General features: G+C 44.1%; 12 protein-coding genes and 2 pseudogenes. All 14 read left to right on the top strand.

All coding sequences use genetic code 11. From position 1 onward, the window contains the following. Positions 1-2: 2 nt before the first annotated feature. The 14 genes and pseudogenes from KHO06_RS22350 to KHO06_RS22285 all read left to right on the top strand — a co-directional run bounded on the left by KHO06_RS22350 (position 3) and on the right by KHO06_RS22285 (position 15,900). Positions 3-797 (top strand): protein phosphatase 2C domain-containing protein, encoded by a 795-nt coding sequence (locus KHO06_RS22350; RefSeq protein WP_047481974.1) that lies wholly within the window; start codon positions 3-5, stop codon positions 795-797. Continuing rightward, positions 790-1,929: a type VI secretion system protein TssA gene (gene tssA, locus KHO06_RS22345; RefSeq protein ID WP_212582542.1), complete on the top strand. Its 1,140-nt coding sequence runs from the start codon at positions 790-792 to the stop codon at positions 1,927-1,929. The genes KHO06_RS22350 and tssA overlap by 8 nt, the downstream gene beginning before the upstream one ends. A gap of 15 nt (positions 1,930-1,944) precedes the next feature. After that, on the top strand, positions 1,945-2,475 hold the full coding sequence (tssB, locus tag KHO06_RS22340) for a type VI secretion system contractile sheath small subunit (protein ID WP_005426987.1): 531 nt from the start codon (positions 1,945-1,947) through the stop codon (positions 2,473-2,475). After that, positions 2,475-3,968, top strand: coding sequence for a type VI secretion system contractile sheath large subunit (gene tssC, locus KHO06_RS22335; RefSeq protein ID WP_005426776.1), 1,494 nt, complete (start codon positions 2,475-2,477; stop codon positions 3,966-3,968). Before tssB ends, tssC (KHO06_RS22335) begins: the two co-directional genes overlap by 1 nt. An 81-nt stretch (positions 3,969-4,049) precedes the next feature. Further along, positions 4,050-5,561 carry a type VI secretion system contractile sheath large subunit gene (gene tssC / locus KHO06_RS22330; protein WP_212582541.1) on the top strand — a complete coding sequence of 504 codons (1,512 nt, stop codon included), beginning with the start codon at positions 4,050-4,052 and terminating at the stop codon, positions 5,559-5,561. Between the two features lie 9 nt (positions 5,562-5,570). Then, on the top strand, positions 5,571-6,368 hold the full coding sequence (locus KHO06_RS22325; RefSeq protein ID WP_212582540.1) for a type VI secretion system accessory protein TagJ: 798 nt from the start codon (positions 5,571-5,573) through the stop codon (positions 6,366-6,368). Positions 6,369-6,376: 8 nt separating this feature from the next. Beyond that, positions 6,377-6,841 carry a type VI secretion system baseplate subunit TssE gene (gene tssE, locus KHO06_RS22320; RefSeq protein ID WP_005426975.1) on the top strand — a complete coding sequence of 155 codons (465 nt, stop codon included), beginning with the start codon at positions 6,377-6,379 and terminating at the stop codon, positions 6,839-6,841. Further along, a complete protein-coding gene (gene tssF, locus KHO06_RS22315; protein ID WP_212582539.1) occupies positions 6,838-8,661 on the top strand; it encodes a type VI secretion system baseplate subunit TssF in 1,824 nt (607 codons plus the stop codon). Before tssE ends, tssF begins: the two co-directional genes overlap by 4 nt. Then, positions 8,658-9,619 (top strand): annotated as a pseudogene (gene tssG, locus KHO06_RS22310) (type VI secretion system baseplate subunit TssG). The gene tssF and the pseudogene tssG overlap by 4 nt, the downstream one beginning before the upstream one ends. Positions 9,620-9,629: 10 nt before the next feature. After that, positions 9,630-12,194, top strand: a complete 2,565-nt coding sequence (tssH, locus tag KHO06_RS22305; RefSeq protein WP_212582538.1) for a type VI secretion system ATPase TssH — start codon at positions 9,630-9,632, stop codon at positions 12,192-12,194. 207 nt (positions 12,195-12,401) lie between these two features. Continuing rightward, positions 12,402-12,881 carry a type VI secretion system tube protein Hcp gene (locus KHO06_RS22300; protein ID WP_005426862.1) on the top strand — a complete coding sequence of 160 codons (480 nt, stop codon included), beginning with the start codon at positions 12,402-12,404 and terminating at the stop codon, positions 12,879-12,881. A 50-nt stretch (positions 12,882-12,931) separates the two neighbouring features. Next, positions 12,932-14,766 (top strand): annotated as a pseudogene (gene tssI, locus KHO06_RS22295) (type VI secretion system tip protein TssI/VgrG). 12 nt (positions 14,767-14,778) lie between these two features. Continuing rightward, positions 14,779-15,069, top strand: a complete 291-nt coding sequence (locus KHO06_RS22290; RefSeq protein WP_212582537.1) for a PAAR domain-containing protein — start codon at positions 14,779-14,781, stop codon at positions 15,067-15,069. Then, positions 15,070-15,900, top strand: coding sequence for an NAD/NADP transhydrogenase beta subunit (locus KHO06_RS22285; RefSeq protein ID WP_212582536.1), 831 nt, complete (start codon positions 15,070-15,072; stop codon positions 15,898-15,900). Positions 15,901-15,905 lie beyond the last annotated feature (5 nt).

Genomic DNA, 15,905 nt, shown 5'->3' with positions numbered 1-15,905 from the left:
GAATGAATTGGAATTACTTTACTTTTGCTAAGACGCACCCAGGCAAAGTGCGACCTTATAACGAAGATGCCTTGCTTGAGATGTCTGAAGCTGGGCTTTGGGTTGTAGCGGATGGAATGGGTGGACACAGTGCGGGGGATATTGCGAGTCAGATGTTAGTGGATCGTATCGCTCGCCATATCAAAGACAGCAAAACGACGAATATCGATGAACTAAGAACGGTTGTCCAGCAAGCAAACAAAGAGATTTTTGATTACGCACAAGCCCACTTAGAGGGCAAAACCATGGGAACGACTCTCGTCTTATTGTTTATGCAAGATGGCTACTTCCATTGTTTATGGGTAGGAGACAGCCGCATCTATCAACTCAGAGAAGGTCGCTTCTCCCAAAAAACCAGAGATCACAGCCAAGTCATGGATTTGGTTGAGCAAGGTCTATTGGCTTTTGAGGATGCAGAGTCACATCCACTGGCTAATGTCATTACACGAGCGATTGGTGTGGACGAAATAGTCACGATAGACCAAGTATCAGGCCAGCTTGCAGACGGTGACCAATTTCTTTTGTGCAGTGATGGACTATCAAAAGAACTTACCAACGATGAGATGCACAAGACACTTCATGCAGACTCGGTGAATCAGGCGGGCTTAGCTTTGATGCATTCTGCATTAGTGAGAGGTGCGAGTGACAATGTCACGTGCGCTTTGATCAAAGCTTGCTGTGAGAGAAGCGAGCTAGACGGACGAACACAAGACGATGCCACGATCCCAGTATTCTTGAGGAGCAAGGCGAATGGTTGATCCAAAAAGTGTATCTGACTCTAGCAGGGTATTCGATTGGTTGGCTCCGGTTCTATTGCCAGTATCAGAAGAGCGCCCAACAGGTGTAGATCCGCGTGAAGACGTGTCACCTCAATCAGCATACTACCGTTTAAAAGACAGTCGAATGGCGGCACGCAATGCTGAGCGCAATGCGATTATCGAAGAAGAGAGCATATTAACGCACACTAACTTGTGGCGTGTCTTTATTGACGAGGTTCCGGATATTCTTTCTCGCCAATCAAAAGACTTAGAATTTGTTGCATGGTTAATTGAAGCCCTCACGCGTCTTTATGGATTTCGTGGCATGGGAGTTGGCTATGAAATTGCCTCAAACTTCATCGACAATTTTTGGGAACAACTGTATCCAATGCCTGATGAAGACGGTATGGAGACGCGTATCTCTTCCATTATTGGCCTAAATGGCATCGATAGTGAAGGTACGTTGATTTTTCCTTTAGCATCCATTCCCCTGACTGACATAGGTGTAGAGCAACCGTACGCATTTTGGGAATATCAACAAGCGATTGAGTTAGAGAGACTTGATGAAGACAAGCGCCGCTACAAGGTTGAGCAGGGTGCTGTTGAAATGTCCAAGATTAACGACACGGTGAAATCTACATCTGATGAGTTCTATCGTGAACTTATCTCTGACCTTGAGTTTGCGATGGCTGCGTTTAGCCAATTTAGTCAAAAGCTTGATGATGCGGTTGGGGACGTTACACCGAGCTCATACATCTCCAAGAAGCTAGATTCAATACATTCGGCATTAAAGCATCTGTTGGGCGTTCGTTTTCGAGCTCCATCAGAGGTGACTGAGGTTATTCAGCTCGATCCGACTGAGGATGAGGAAGCACGAACGTTACAGGGGCAAAACGGCGCTTTATTGATGACAAACATGCAATCGCGTGAACAAGCGATTGAGCAGTTACAAAAGGTGGCAGACTTCTTTAGAGAAAGTGAGCCTCATTCACCAGTTTCTTACTCCATCGAACAAATCATTCGTTGGTGTGGAATGCCTCTGCCGGAATTACTGGCGGAATTGATCTCCGACGGAGATGCAAAGAGAAGCTATTTCCGTTTAGTTGGCATAGCAGAACAAAATGAAAATTAAGAAAGGGAGAACGGTATGACGAGTATCCATTCGAAACTGTCACGAGTAAGGAAGCCTCGTGTTCACATTACCTATGATGTTGAAACTGAAGGAACAACGCTGAAAAAAGAGCTTCCTTTTGTTGTTGGTGTAATGGGCGATTTCGCAGGACAAAATACGGAAGCGCTGAAGCCACTCAAAGACCGTCGCTTTATTCAGATCGACAGGGATAACTTCGATGACGTTCTTAAGAAAATGAACCCGTCAGTGAAGTTTAAGGTAGCCAACAAACTCGCGAAAGATGACTCTCAGTTTGAAGTTGATCTGAGCTTCAAGTCGATGCAGGACTTCGAGCCAGCAGCGATCGTTAATCAAGTTGACCCACTACGCCAGTTAATGGAAACACGCAATAAGTTACGCGACCTAATGACCAAGGTGGATCGCTCAGAAGAGTTGGAAAATATCCTTGAAGATGTCTTAAACAACACGGATAACTTAACCAAGCTAGCAGGCGAGCTGAAACTAGGTGACGCTCACCCGACGGATAATCCAGAGGGAGTGAAGTGATGACAACGCAAATTGAAAAGCAGCTTGATCCTACCGTTGGTGAGCAGACTTCCTCTTTCCTAGAACAAGCGATTGGCGCAACAAAGCAAACAGAAGCTTCACGTGCTGAAGAGCTGATTAAGACGTTAACTGAAGAAGCAATGAAAGGCACGGTCTCATGGAATAAGAACCTAACCGTGACTTTCCGTGAAGCGATCAACTTACTCGATCGTCAGATTTCTGAACAGTTGTCTGAAGTCATGCACCATCCAGAACTGCAAAAACTTGAAGGATCTTGGCGTGGTTTGAACTACTTAGTCATGAACTCAGATACCAGCTCGACACTGAAAATTCGCATGATCAGCATGACGAAGAAAGAGCTTCATAAAGATTTGAGTAAAGCGGTTGAGTTTGACCAAAGCCAGATCTTCAAAAAAGTTTATGAGTCGGAATTCGGCAGTGCCGGTGGTGAGCCATATGGTGCACTGATTGGTGATTATGAATTTACTAACCATCCAGAAGACATTGAATCACTTCGCTTAATGTCTAATGTGGCCGCGTCTGGTTTCTCTCCATTCTTATCTGCGGCTTCACCTGCATTGTTTGGCTTTGATGAGTGGACAGAGCTTTCTAAACCTCGTGATTTGGACAAAGTTTTCGAATCACTGGAATATGCTCAATGGCGTTCTTTCCGTGAAAGCGCAGATTCTCGTTTTGTAAGCTTGACCATGCCTAAAGTACTGGCGCGTTTGCCTTATGGACAAGCAACTTCGCCGGTGGAAGAGTTTGGCTTTGAAGAGTTTGACGTTGACTCAGTGTCGGGCATTGCAACGAATGCTGAACATAATGATTACTGTTGGATGAACTCTTCTTATGTGCTGGGCGCTAAGCTCACCGATGCATTCTCGAAATATGGCTTCTGCACCGCTATTCGTGGCGCAGAAGGTGGTGGCCGAGTAGATAACCTACCGACGCACTTCTTCATGAGCGATGACGGCGACCCAGATATGAAATGCCCGACAGAAATTGGCATTACGGACCGACGCGAAGCGGAACTAGGTAAACTTGGTTTCCTTCCTTTGTGCCACTATAAGAATACCAACTACGCGGTTTTCTTTGGTGCACAAACCTGCCAAAAACCAGCCAATCACGATTCTCCTGATGCGACTGCGAATGCGGCCATTTCAGCACGCTTACCTTACATGATGGCAACGTCACGTTTTGCTCATTACTTGAAGGTCATGGCGCGCGATAAGATTGGTAGCTTTATGGAAGCTGAAGACGTGGAGTCGTGGCTAAACCGCTGGATCTTAAGCTACGTGAATGCCTCAGAAGGTGGTGGTCAAGAAATCCGTGCGAAATACCCACTTGCCGATGCTCGTGTTCAGGTGAAAGAAATTCCGGGTGCGCCAGGTTCCTACAATGCTGTGGCATGGTTGAAGCCTTGGCTGCAAATGGAAGAGCTGACCACGTCATTGCGCTTGGTCGCAAAGATCCCTCAATCGGGTGGCTAAGTAACAGGTGGTTGGCCTTTGGGTCAACCACTCCTTCCACGCTTGGGGATAGAGATTGAGTATTAAAAGTGACGATTTGGAATGGCTAACGATATGACATTGAATTTCTTAGACCCAAGTGAACTGAAACACGAGTTCAGTCCACTTGGGTGTGCGGAACTTGATAGTCACTGGGTTACCCAGTTTGTCGAGTCAGTAGATTCAATACATTCGGCAAAAGTTTGGCTAGAAGGAACAAAAAGTTCAACTGTTGATGATTTTCGATATAGCGTGTTGATGGCCATCGATCAGATTGACCAAATATTGGAAGAGCAATTGAATGAGATTATTCATCATCAAGTGTTTCAAGCATTGGAAAAATCATGGTTAGGTGTTCGCTATCTGTGTGAGCAAACTGCCAGCCAATCCAGTGAGCCTGTGAAGGTAAAAGTTCTTTCGGCAACATGGGATGAGGTCAGCAAAGATGCACTGAAAGCCATCGAGTTTGATCAATCTGCGCTGTTTAAATTGTTGTATCAGAATGAATATGGCATGCCGGGCGGTGAGCCTTTTGGGGTGGTAATCGGTGATTACGAACTAAGACATGCCCCGGCGAAAAATCACTTTGATCGAGATTTAACGGTGTTAAGTAAGGTTGCGCAAACTGCAGCAGCGGCATTTAGTCCATTCATTCTGTCTGCACAGCCAAGTGTGTTTGGTGTTAATCGATTTTCAGAGCTGTCATCGACCACAGATATCGCTGCTCAGTTTGAACAAGTTGAGTACATAAAATGGCAAAAGTTACGAGAATCGGAAGATGCGAAATTCATCGGTATTGCTGCACCAAACGTGTTGTTTCGCTTGCCTTACACCAGAGACGGTTCTCGTATAGAAGGGTTTGATTTCGAAGAGGCTATCAATGATTCTGAGCGCGAATTGCAGTGGGGAAGTGCCGCGTTTTGTTTCGCTGCGATTGCAATTCGAACGTATCAAGAACATGGCTGGTTTACTCACATGAGGGGCGTTAAGCAAGGCGATTACACACAAGGAACAATTTTAGCGCCCACGCGAAGTTCAGTGCATTTCACTAGCAAAAATACCCGCGATAGAAGTCCTTTGAACTTAAAAGTTTCAGAGCGCAAAGAAAAAGAAATATCGGATTGTGGATTTATCACCATGTCACCGGTTGCAGAAACCTACATGGTGGGGATGACTTCCAGTGTGTCCATTTATAAGCCAAGACAATTCGAAGAGCAGCATATCACTATGAACGCCAAGCTGACCTCGATGCTGCAATACACGCTTTGTGTTTCACGAATCGCCCATTACATAAAGGTCATGGGACGAGACAAAATCGGTGGTTATCAAGATGCAGATTCAATCCAACGAGACTTCCAAAAGTGGCTTCATCAATACACAACAGCCTCTGACGAAGCTTCGGATGAACTGAGGGCAAAGTACCCTTTAAATGAGGCAAACATCAGCGTTAAAGAAAAACGTGATTCCCCCGGACACTATTATTCGGTGGTTCATTTACGGCCTCATTTTCAACTCGACCAGATGGTATCGGCAGTCAAACTTATTACTGAATTATCACCAGAACAAGTGGTGTAAGGGAAGACAATGAAAACATGGAAAAATGCGCTTTCTGAGGGCAACTTACAACAGGCTATAACACTGATTATCGAAGACATTAAAGCTTCACCAAAAGATGCAGGGTTACGCAGTTCTTTTATTGAACTGTTGTGTATTGACGGTGATTTTGAACGTGCTGACGATCAGCTCATACAGTCGATAAAATTGTTCCCTGAATATTTATCTGGTGCGAGTCAGTTACGCCATATGGTGAAAGCGGCACAAGCGCGAAAAGACTTTACAGGTGGGGCTGCCACTGCACAGTTTATTGAATTTGATCAGCAGGCCAACGAGCTTGTTGTAGACCTTAATTTAGCCATCAAAAATGAAGAGTTTGACCATGGCTATGAACTCGCTCTGTCACTGGAAAATATGCGAGAGCAAAAGCGTTTCCTACAAGGAACGCGAGAGTTTGAGGATGTGAGAGATATTGACGATCGTTTATCCGGATACATCGAACTTTTCTCGACAGCAGGCAACTACTTTCTGGTGCCGATCAAAAACATTAAGCATCTAGACATAAAACAAGCGAGCTCGATGCTTGAACACATCTGGCGACCTGTTGAGTTTGACATTGAAGGCTTGGGTGAAGGTGAGGGGCATATGCCTCTGACTTACATTGATTCCATTACCGACGCGCAAAAACTTGGCCGAGAAACAGATTGGAGACAATTAGGTGAAAGTGAACTGTTTGTCGGCCTAGGTCAAAAATGTTGGCTTGTCGGTGATAAAGCACTACCTATCTTTGAGCTGAACACCTTGTCAGAAAGCAAGGCATTGGCATAGAGGTTTTTATGCCATTGGTCGCTTCTTTACTCGACAAGCTGATCGATAACGATCCACATCTTAGAGAAGACAAGGATTTTCCGTTGGGTCAGCAAGCATTGGTCGACAATCTTCTAAGAGACTTGGAGTCCATGCTGAACAGCCGTATCGGTTGGACGGAAATTTCGGATGATCTCAGAGAAGTAAAGTCCTCAATTTTAAATTATGGATTACCTGACTTTTCGTCTATGCCATACAGCAGCAAGCAGGGGCAAGATCAACTGTGTGAAATCGTTCGTGATGCGATTTTAGAGTTTGAGCCTCGCCTAGAAAGCCCGAACGTTAGCATTCTAGATGAAAAGAGCGCAGTAGACAGAACCTTGAGACTAAAGATCAGCGCGACTTGTCTGATTGGCAATAACACACACGAAGTGACATTTAACTCAGAAGTAGAACCCGTGAGTTTAGGCATGAAGTTGAGCAGAATGAAATGAGTGACGAGTTTCTTAAGTATTACAACCGAGAGTTAGCTTACTTACGCCATAAAGGGCAAGAGTTTGGCGAGCAGTACCCCAAAATTGCTTCTCGATTGGGGATCAGTGAAGAGCAAGTCGATGACCCTCATGTGGAGAGGCTTCTTGAAGGCTGCGCTTTCATGACAGCTCGCATACGTCAAAGTCTCGATAACAGTTATCCGCAGTTTACGGAATCTTTGATGGGGCAATTGCATCCGGATTTTCATGCGCCAATCCCTTCAATGTCGATCATTAAAATGAAATGTAATGAGTCGACCTCTGCTCCCTTTGATGTTTCTAAGGGGGAAAAGGTGATGGTTGGCGCGCCGGGTTACAAAGAATGTGAATTCAGAACGTGTTATGAGACAAGAATGTATCCCTTCGATATATCGGCTGGAACCTTTGAAAATGCCCCGATACAGCCGATTGGTTCTCCTTGGGAGCGTTCGTCTAAATCTGTACTTAAGGTAAAGATCAAGGCTAATGATGGTGAGTCTGCATTAAGTGAAATGGGCGTCGAGACGCTCAGATTCTACCTCAATGGCCAAGCACAGCTTACTCAGCGGTTATATCAGCTATTGTTCCAAAGCCTAATCGGGATCTCTGTCTCGGTGAATGGTAGTGAGCAGGCTTCGTACACTCCACGTCACTGCCAAGCTGTCGGTTTTATCGATAGTCAACAAGTCGTGCCCTACAGCAAGAGAAGCTTTTCTTCTTCTAGGATGTTGGTGGAATATTTACATTTCCCCGAGAAGTTTATGTTCTTTGATGTCATTAACTTAAATCTCGAAAAGTTAGGTATTAACGAGGAGTTGGAACTCAACTTCTACTTTGACTGCAATGATGACTGGCTCCCAAAGCAAGTTGACAAAGACAGTGTGTTATTAGGTTGTGTTCCCATCATCAATCTTTTCAAAACAACAATGGAGCCAAAGCGACTAGAGCCAGCCGAGTACGAATACCAACTGTCTCCACAATACCAAGAAGCAGAGAGCAACGAAGTGGTGTCTATTTCGAATGTCACGCTTAGGAATTGGAATAAAACATACGAGAACTTGCCCAGTTATTTTGCCGGTGAACACACCCATTACATGAACAAAAGCGAGATTTTTTGGGTCATGAGGCGAGAGGATAAGAATTGGGCAGGTGGGTTCGATGAACCGGGCCGAGAAAGCTACATTTCATTCGTGGATAAAAAGCACCGATTATTTGCTCCTGAAAGTCGTGAAAACTGGCTGATGTACGTACAGGCGGAATGTTGTAATCGAAACTTACCGCAGAAACTGCCTTTTGGTGGCGGCCTGCCAGAGGTCTCGCTACCGAGTGTCAATGACAATTTTGCTGAGCTTCGGTGTCTTGTTTCTTTGTCAGAAACGGTGAGGCCGGAAATGGATGAGAGCACGCGTTGGCAACTAACCAAACTGCTTACCCTGACTCATTTTACCGATGAGGACGGACTCTCTACGCTCAAGCAATTACTCAACTTGTATGCGTTTACAGGTACAGCGGAAACGAAATCGCTGATCGATGCTCTCGTAAATTTCGAGTATCAGCAAACAACGGGAAGGGTCAACGAAAAAGGTAAAGTTGGATTTGCTCATGGTGTAAAGCTCATATTGACCGTCTCTGATCAAATGATATCTAAAGAGCAAGTCTTCCTTTTGGGTTGCGTCTTGTCGGTGTACTTCTCTCAGTTTGCGGAAGTAAACATTTTTACGCAGTTAGAAGTAAAACTGAAATCGACAGGCCAGTTATTTCATCAGTGGCCAGCACTGATCGGAAACAAAGCTTTGTTATGAAACCAGAAGAGTTCTTAATTCAGCTGAAAAAGCGACCGTTGTTCGAAGCGATTCACTTAATCGAGCAAGCGTTACTTCGTTCACAAGCTCAACTAGGCTCGGATGAGTTACCCAAGAAAGAGAAACTTGAGTTAAAAGTAAACGCCTCATTGGGTTATGAGAATGCACAACTGGTCAAGGCGACACTTTCTGAACATAAAGTTTTCCTAGAAACGAACTTGCTTGGATTAACGGGTGAGCAAGGTGTTTTACCAAGCTACTACAGTGAATTGGCCATCGGTCGTGAAAAGGCTGGTGATGGTGCAATGGTCGATTTCTATAACATTTTCAATCATCGCTTGTTGTCACTGTACTACCGAAGTTGGCAGCTAAGTCAATTTGCGGTGCAAGCACGTGAGCACAATAAGGGCGAACGAGCACCTCTATTGAGCAGTCTTGAAGCGGTAACTGGGCACGAAAAGCACCTGAACAATTATTATGCAGGATTGTTTGCGCAGAAAGGTCGCGGTAAAGGTGCGCTAAAAGACTTAATTGAGCACCTCACCGACTGTGAAGCTAAATTACACGAGCTTCAGGGGCAGTGGATGAGTGTATCGCAAGATGAGCAAACTAAGCTAGCTGGAGGATCATCGCCTGAAGGGCAGTTTGCTCAATTAGGGCGAGGAGCTTCTATCGGTGCCAAGGCATGGAATATCAATGCAGGAATTACGATTGAGCTGTTTCCGACGAACACATTACAGGTTGAGCAATTACTGCCAAATAAATCGAGCTTAGCAAGCATAAAGTCAGTTGTGCAGGACTATGTTGGTAAGCATAAGCGCATTAATTGGAAGCTCACGACACGTCATAAACATTTACCTCAAGTTCGTCTTGTTAAAGGTTCTGGTCAATTAGGGATAGGAATCGTTTTGGCAAACATAAACGAACCAAAGATCGAAAAATAACAATTACCATTTAAGGGAATCAAAATGGCTTTACTCTCACTTTCAGCGTTGGTCGAAAGGTTATCACCTGTTGCACGAGAAACACTTGAGCAAGCTGCCGCTATGGCCAGTTCGCGTACTCACCATAGTATTGAAATGACGCATTGGTTACTCACCATCGTCCAAAATCCCAATCAAATCTATGCTGAAGTTTTCGATAAGTTTAATGTAGACGCGCAGGTAGTTGAATCACAACTACTATCTCAATTAGAAAAGTATAAAACAGGTTGTGAGTCAGTTCCGGGGCTTTCAGCACATACAGTTTCAGTGATGCAAAACGCCATGATGGTCTCGACGATTGAGTTTCAAGCAACGGATCTTGATTGTATCCATCTGCTAAGTGCTTATTTGTCCGATGACAGCTTGGCGAACGTGATGAACCAAGTCAGCACAGAGCTAGACAAAGTAGAGGCAAGTGCACTCCTTGGATTATCAGAGGCGAATTCGCCACATCAAGCTGGCCTTACTGGAGCAAAGGCGGCGAATGCGGCGTTGGAGCAGTTCACCGTGGATCTAACTGAACAAGCAAAGGCAGGGAAGATTGATCCAGTAGTTGGACGAGAGAATGAAATCCGTCTAATGATTGATATTTTGCTTAGAAGGCGTCAAAACAACCCAATACTGACGGGTGAAGCTGGGGTCGGTAAAACAGCGGTTGTCGAAGGACTGGCTCAAAAGATCGTCGACGGAGATGTCCCTCCAGCGCTAGAAGGCGTTTCAATTAAGTCTCTTGATATGGCTCTGCTTCAAGCAGGAGCGGGCATGAAAGGCGAATTCGAAAATCGGTTAAAAAACGTAATTAAAGAGGTTAACGAGTCTTCCACGCCAATCATCCTTTTCATTGATGAAGCGCATGGTTTGATTGGTGGTGGCGGGCAAGCCGGTCAAGGTGACGCTGCGAACATTCTCAAACCCGCTCTGGCAAGAGGTGAGCTGCGAACGATAGCAGCAACGACCTGGGCGGAATACAAAAAATACTTTGAGAAAGACGCAGCCCTGACAAGACGATTTCAAGTCGTCAAAGTGGAAGAGCCAACGCCAGCGGTTGCCGTAAACATGTTACGTGGACTATTGAGTGTTATGGCTGAACACCATGGTGTTTACATCACCAGCGATGCTTTAGAAGCCGCTGTACAGCTCTCCTCGCGTTACATAAATGGAAGGCAGTTGCCAGACAAAGCCGTGTCCGTTTTAGATACCGCATGTTCCCGCGTAGCCTTGAGCCAAAATGCCATTCCGGGGTTGCTCGATAGCAAAAGGAAATCTGTTCAACTTAGACAAGACGAGTTAAAGCAGCTTGAGAAAGAGTTTCAATTTGGCTCGGAGAATACTGAATCAGTCCAGCGCATAAGACGAGATATTGATGAGTTATCTACTCAGGTCTCTGACTTGGAGTTGCAATGGAACAAAGAACAAGCGTGGGTTGAACAAGCGATAGCGTTACGCGAAAAAATTGCTCTAGAACCATTAAGTGAAGATAAGAAAAAATTAATGGAAATCGAAAGCGACTTAAACGCGAGTGCGCAGCCTTTAGTGTTTTCCCATGTTAGCGAGGCTTTGATTGCTGAAGTGATATCAGACTGGACTGGGATTCCACTAGGCAAACTGCAAGATGATGAAATAAAAGCTGTTCTAAACCTAAAAGAGAGTTTAATCGAGAGGGTTGTTGGCCAAGACCACGCGCTAGAAATCATGTCTGAGGTGATCAAAACGGCGAGTGCGCAATTGACTGATGAATCCAAGCCAAACGGAGTGTTTTTATTAACTGGTCCAAGTGGTGTGGGTAAAACGGAATCTGCGTTAGCGATTGCGGAAAAAGTGTATGGTAGTGAGGACAACGTTACGACAATCAACATGTCGGAGTTCAAAGAAGAACATAAGGTCTCATTGTTGTTAGGTTCTCCTCCTGGTTACGTGGGTTATGGTGAAGGTGGTGTATTAACCGAAGCCGTCAGACGTAAGCCATATAGTGTAATACTGCTGGATGAAATGGAAAAAGCGCACCCAGGAGTTCAAGACATTTTCTACCAAGTCTTTGATAAAGGCATAATTAAGGACGGGGAAGGCAGAGATATCGATTTCAAAAATACGATTATCATCATGACAGCGAATACGGGGACGGATACCACCATGTCACTGTTCGATGACCCAGAACTTGCTCCTGATCCAAGTACACTAAAAGAAGCACTACACGATGACTTACTAAACGACTTTAAGCCCGCCTTTTTGGGAAGAGTGAATGTCCTTCCGTATGTGCCTTTGGATAAGGAAGTACTTACCCAAATTACACGCCTCAAGCTGAAAAAAGTGTCAGACAGGATCGAAAAACACTATTCGGCTGAACTTCATTTCAGTGACGACCTTGTAACCGACATTGTTGATAGCAGTAACGAGTCTGGGAGCGGGGCAAGAGTCGTGCAAACAACCATTGAAAATACGCTATTACCGAAGATTTCTCATGAAATATTGAACGCTATTCTTAATGATAAGACATTTGAAATAATTAATGTTGAAGGTTCTGTTAAATCATTGAGTGTCTCACTTATTTAACAGTTTTTCTAAAGTAAAAATTATTTGAGAGTCGCTTCATAATAAACATTTTTGATCAGAAATAGCGCTTAATTTAATTCTTAATTAAAGATATAAAAGAGCGTATTTAAAATGAAGTTTTTGATACATCAATCATTAATTATCAAAATAAAATAGATAATTAAAACATTAAGCAATATGTCATTAATAATGCTATAGGAGATTAGCATGCAGTCTAACACGTATCTTAAATATGCAGATATTAAAGGTGAAGCAACTGCTGAGCAGTACAAGGATCTAATTACACTACTATCTGTAGATTGGAGTGTTGGTCGTGAAATTTCATCATTCACTGGTACTGCTATGGACCGTGAAGCAAGTGCAACACGTCTATACGACCTGACAATTACTAAGCTTCAAGACCGCGCGTCACCGGATCTATTTAAAGAAGCGACCATTGGTAAAGGTAAACCAGCTGTATTCCACATCACCAAGCAAGGTGAGAAAGTCGAAGAAATCATGAAAATCGAGCTTACAGATGCAATGATTTCAAACTATTCAGTGTCAATTCAAGATGACCGCCCAATTGAAACTATCACTATTTCATACACTGAAATGATGATGACAGTGACACCAACTGACGATAAGAACAACACATCTGCACCATTAGTATATGGCTACAGCGGTGTGAAAGGTCAACAAATGTAATTGAATTGCGGGAAGTCAACGCTTCCCGCTATTTTATAAAGAAGTATCTAATGAAAAAAGCGACACAGAAAAATAATTTTATTCGTATTTCTACACCATTTGGTACAGATGCCATTATTCTAAATTCATTTGAATATAAGGAAAAAGTATCAGATCTTTTTTCATTACATGCGCAAGCTTATTTCAACGGGCAACACGAAGAGCTCAATAATATTATTGGCAAAGAGGTTGTTATCGCTATGGACAATGATCCAAGTGTTAGCTTTCAACCTCGTTACTTTCATGGTGTCGTTTCACGAGCTAAGTTAGCAGGATCGCGGGTGACCACTGCTCATCAAGGTGAAAACTATCGAAATATCGATTTACTTATTGAGCCTAAAGTTCGCTTTGCCGATTATCGAGTCCACTCCCGTATTTTTCAAAACAAAGACATTAAAGAAATTGTGTCGGAAGTATTATCTGAGCATGACGTAAGCTTTAGCCTAAAGCTTACCAAGTCGTACTCTAAATATACTTATAAAGTTCAATATGAAGAATCTGATCTGGCATTTGTTGAACGACTCCTGTCTGAAGAAGGGATTGCTTACTGCTTCTCACATACAAATTCAGCACACATACTGGAATTGTTTGATGATCTTAACTTTTACATACCTGGCTCAGAGTTTCTTGTCGAACATACGACGGGAACAGGCCAAGCAAGCCACATTTACTCTTGGAATGAAACGCAAATACTGACGACAAAAGCCGCACACAAGTCCGGCTTTAATATGCTCAAGCCTTTATCACCTCCACAGAATCTAACTAGTGGATCTGCACAACTGTTTTCGGTGCCAAATAGTGAGCACTACGAATACTTAGCTGAAGCAGAAACTGACGATGAGTTTGTGTTGCGAAATACACACGCGATCGAATCACTTCAGCAAGACGTTTATCAATGCAGTGGTGAATCGAGCTGCAGAACATTTGCTATCGGCAAACTTTTTAAATTTAAAAACATGAGGATAAGACTCGAGTAGGAAAAGAGTATGTCCTCTCTTCTGTTGCGCTTTCTGCTGCGGTATTTAACCAAACGGGGCAGGGTGGAACGTCATCACAAGGTGTAAGGGTTTCGTTTCATTGCGTTGACTCAAACACCATTCTGCGCCCAAAAATTCAGAGGTTTAAACCGCAGATTAGAGGTTTGCAAACCGCAATTGTGACAGGAAACAAAGATGGCGAAATCTACGTCGATAAATTTGGCCGAATCAAAGTACAGTTCCACTGGGATCGTGAAGGTCAATATGATGCGAACAGTTCATGTTGGATTCGAGTCGCTCAAGCGAGTGCCGGCAATGGCTGGGGGAGTGTATTCCATCCAAGAGTCGGACAAGAAGTTATCGTCGATTTTGTAAATGGAGACCCAGATCAGCCAATCGTAACCGGGGCTCTTTATAACGGTACCCAGCTAACACCTTATCAATTACCTGCTCAAGCTTCCCAAAGCGGCTATAAGTCCCGTTCATTACAAAAAGGCAGCGATAAGTTCAACGAGTTACGTTTTGAAGACAAACCCGGCGAAGAACATGTGTATTTACATGCTGAGAAACTCTTTCAAATGGTGGTAGAAGACAATGCCGATATTGCTGTAGAGAACAATAAAAGTGAAAGGATTACCAATGATTTCGTGCAAGAGGTTGGTAATAACGCAAGTCAGAAAGTAGGCAAAAACCAAGGGATTGATATCGGTGAAGCACTTGTCGTTAAAGCAGGTAAGAGCATTGAAATAAAGGTAGGAGGGGCGTCCATACAAATGTCGAGTTCTGGGGAGATCAACATTAAAGGTAACAAGATCTCTATTAATGGTTCAGCCATAGCACTTAAAGCTGGTCAAATTTCTCTTAACTAAAGGTGAGCAGATATGGGTAAACCAGCGGCAGTATTAGGGAGTCATCATGTGTGCCCTAAAAAGACAAATAAAGTCTCTCATGTGGGCGGGCCCGTCGTAGTTGGTTCTCCAAACGTCAAGATTTCTGGCATTCCAGCTGCGCGTCAGGGAGACAAGCTATCTTGTGTGGGGCCTCCAGACACTATTTCATCCGGGTCTTCGAGCGTCAAAATCAACGGAAAACCTGCAGCTAGGCTGGGAGACGCCACTGCGCATGGCGGTAAAATTGTTGCCGGTAACTCAGCAATATTAATTGGTGGGTAAATGGCGCTATTGTTTCAATCCCAACTTTGTATGCTGGGCGATCAAGCGTTTTCTGTAGAGCAATTGGCTAACAACACGCTAAGGCCATCAGAAAATAACGAACGGATTCCGCAAGCTAGGGAAAGCACGGTCTTACCTGTCTATGACAGATTAACTCACTATTCGAAAGCGCTGTCTGAATGCGGCATCGAAGGACAAGTTTATCTTCTGTTACCAAAGCTATCTGACAAGGTTGAGCTTCAACGTATTACAACGCTGCTTCTTTCGGTGTTTCAACGAGTAGAACCTCAACATTTGGCGTTATATCCGTATGGGAACGCGTCTTTTCTGATGGCGCTGAGTCGAATCCAACGAGCAGTAAAACAAACTAAACCATTATGGATTGTCGCTTTACATGTTGCCGATGCTAAAGGGGAGCACGACTCATTAGTTGTCGCGCGCTGCTCCGCGCAAAAACAGGGACTTATCTTCAATAAGATCGCAATTGATCTTGAACTCGATAGTAACAACACCGCGGTTTCAAATGTCGTTAAGCAACTCGGAAAGTCGTGTGTGCAGGAGTTGGATGAATTGATGTTGTCAGCCGAAGGCGATGAGCCTGTTTGGCTGGAATCAATTCAATTCCTTTCTCCTTGGGTTAATAGAGGCACCTCCTATCGGCTAATAGGTACCACGACTGGCCCTTTGGGGGCGAGTGGAGGGGTATTGAAGGCGATTTGTGCTTGCCTGCAACCGAAAGAAACACACGATAAAAATTATTCAGGTATTCAGCTTGATATTGAGCGCGGTAGGTATGCTGTCGGCGCTACTTACCGCTGGGGTAGTGAGTAACTTAC

Source organism: Vibrio sp. B1FIG11 (assembly GCF_905175335.1).
GTDB lineage: Bacteria > Pseudomonadota > Gammaproteobacteria > Enterobacterales > Vibrionaceae > Vibrio > Vibrio campbellii.
The sequence above is the reverse complement of the archived record's forward strand: the minus strand, read 5'-3'. Positions and strand labels throughout refer to the sequence as shown.

Coding starts and splice junctions, on each gene's coding strand:
- KHO06_RS22350 (WP_047481974.1), top strand. CDS start 3: ATGAATTGGAATTACTTTACTTTTGCTAAGACGCACCCAGGCAAAGTG.
- KHO06_RS22300 (WP_005426862.1), top strand. CDS start 12,402: ATGCAGTCTAACACGTATCTTAAATATGCAGATATTAAAGGTGAAGCA.
- tssC (WP_212582541.1), top strand. CDS start 4,050: ATGGCTAACGATATGACATTGAATTTCTTAGACCCAAGTGAACTGAAA.
- tssB (WP_005426987.1), top strand. CDS start 1,945: ATGACGAGTATCCATTCGAAACTGTCACGAGTAAGGAAGCCTCGTGTT.
- tssA (WP_212582542.1), top strand. CDS start 790: ATGGTTGATCCAAAAAGTGTATCTGACTCTAGCAGGGTATTCGATTGG.
- tssE (WP_005426975.1), top strand. CDS start 6,377: ATGCCATTGGTCGCTTCTTTACTCGACAAGCTGATCGATAACGATCCA.
- KHO06_RS22285 (WP_212582536.1), top strand. CDS start 15,070: ATGGCGCTATTGTTTCAATCCCAACTTTGTATGCTGGGCGATCAAGCG.
- tssC (WP_005426776.1), top strand. CDS start 2,475: ATGACAACGCAAATTGAAAAGCAGCTTGATCCTACCGTTGGTGAGCAG.
- tssF (WP_212582539.1), top strand. CDS start 6,838: ATGAGTGACGAGTTTCTTAAGTATTACAACCGAGAGTTAGCTTACTTA.
- KHO06_RS22325 (WP_212582540.1), top strand. CDS start 5,571: ATGAAAACATGGAAAAATGCGCTTTCTGAGGGCAACTTACAACAGGCT.
- tssH (WP_212582538.1), top strand. CDS start 9,630: ATGGCTTTACTCTCACTTTCAGCGTTGGTCGAAAGGTTATCACCTGTT.
- KHO06_RS22290 (WP_212582537.1), top strand. CDS start 14,779: ATGGGTAAACCAGCGGCAGTATTAGGGAGTCATCATGTGTGCCCTAAA.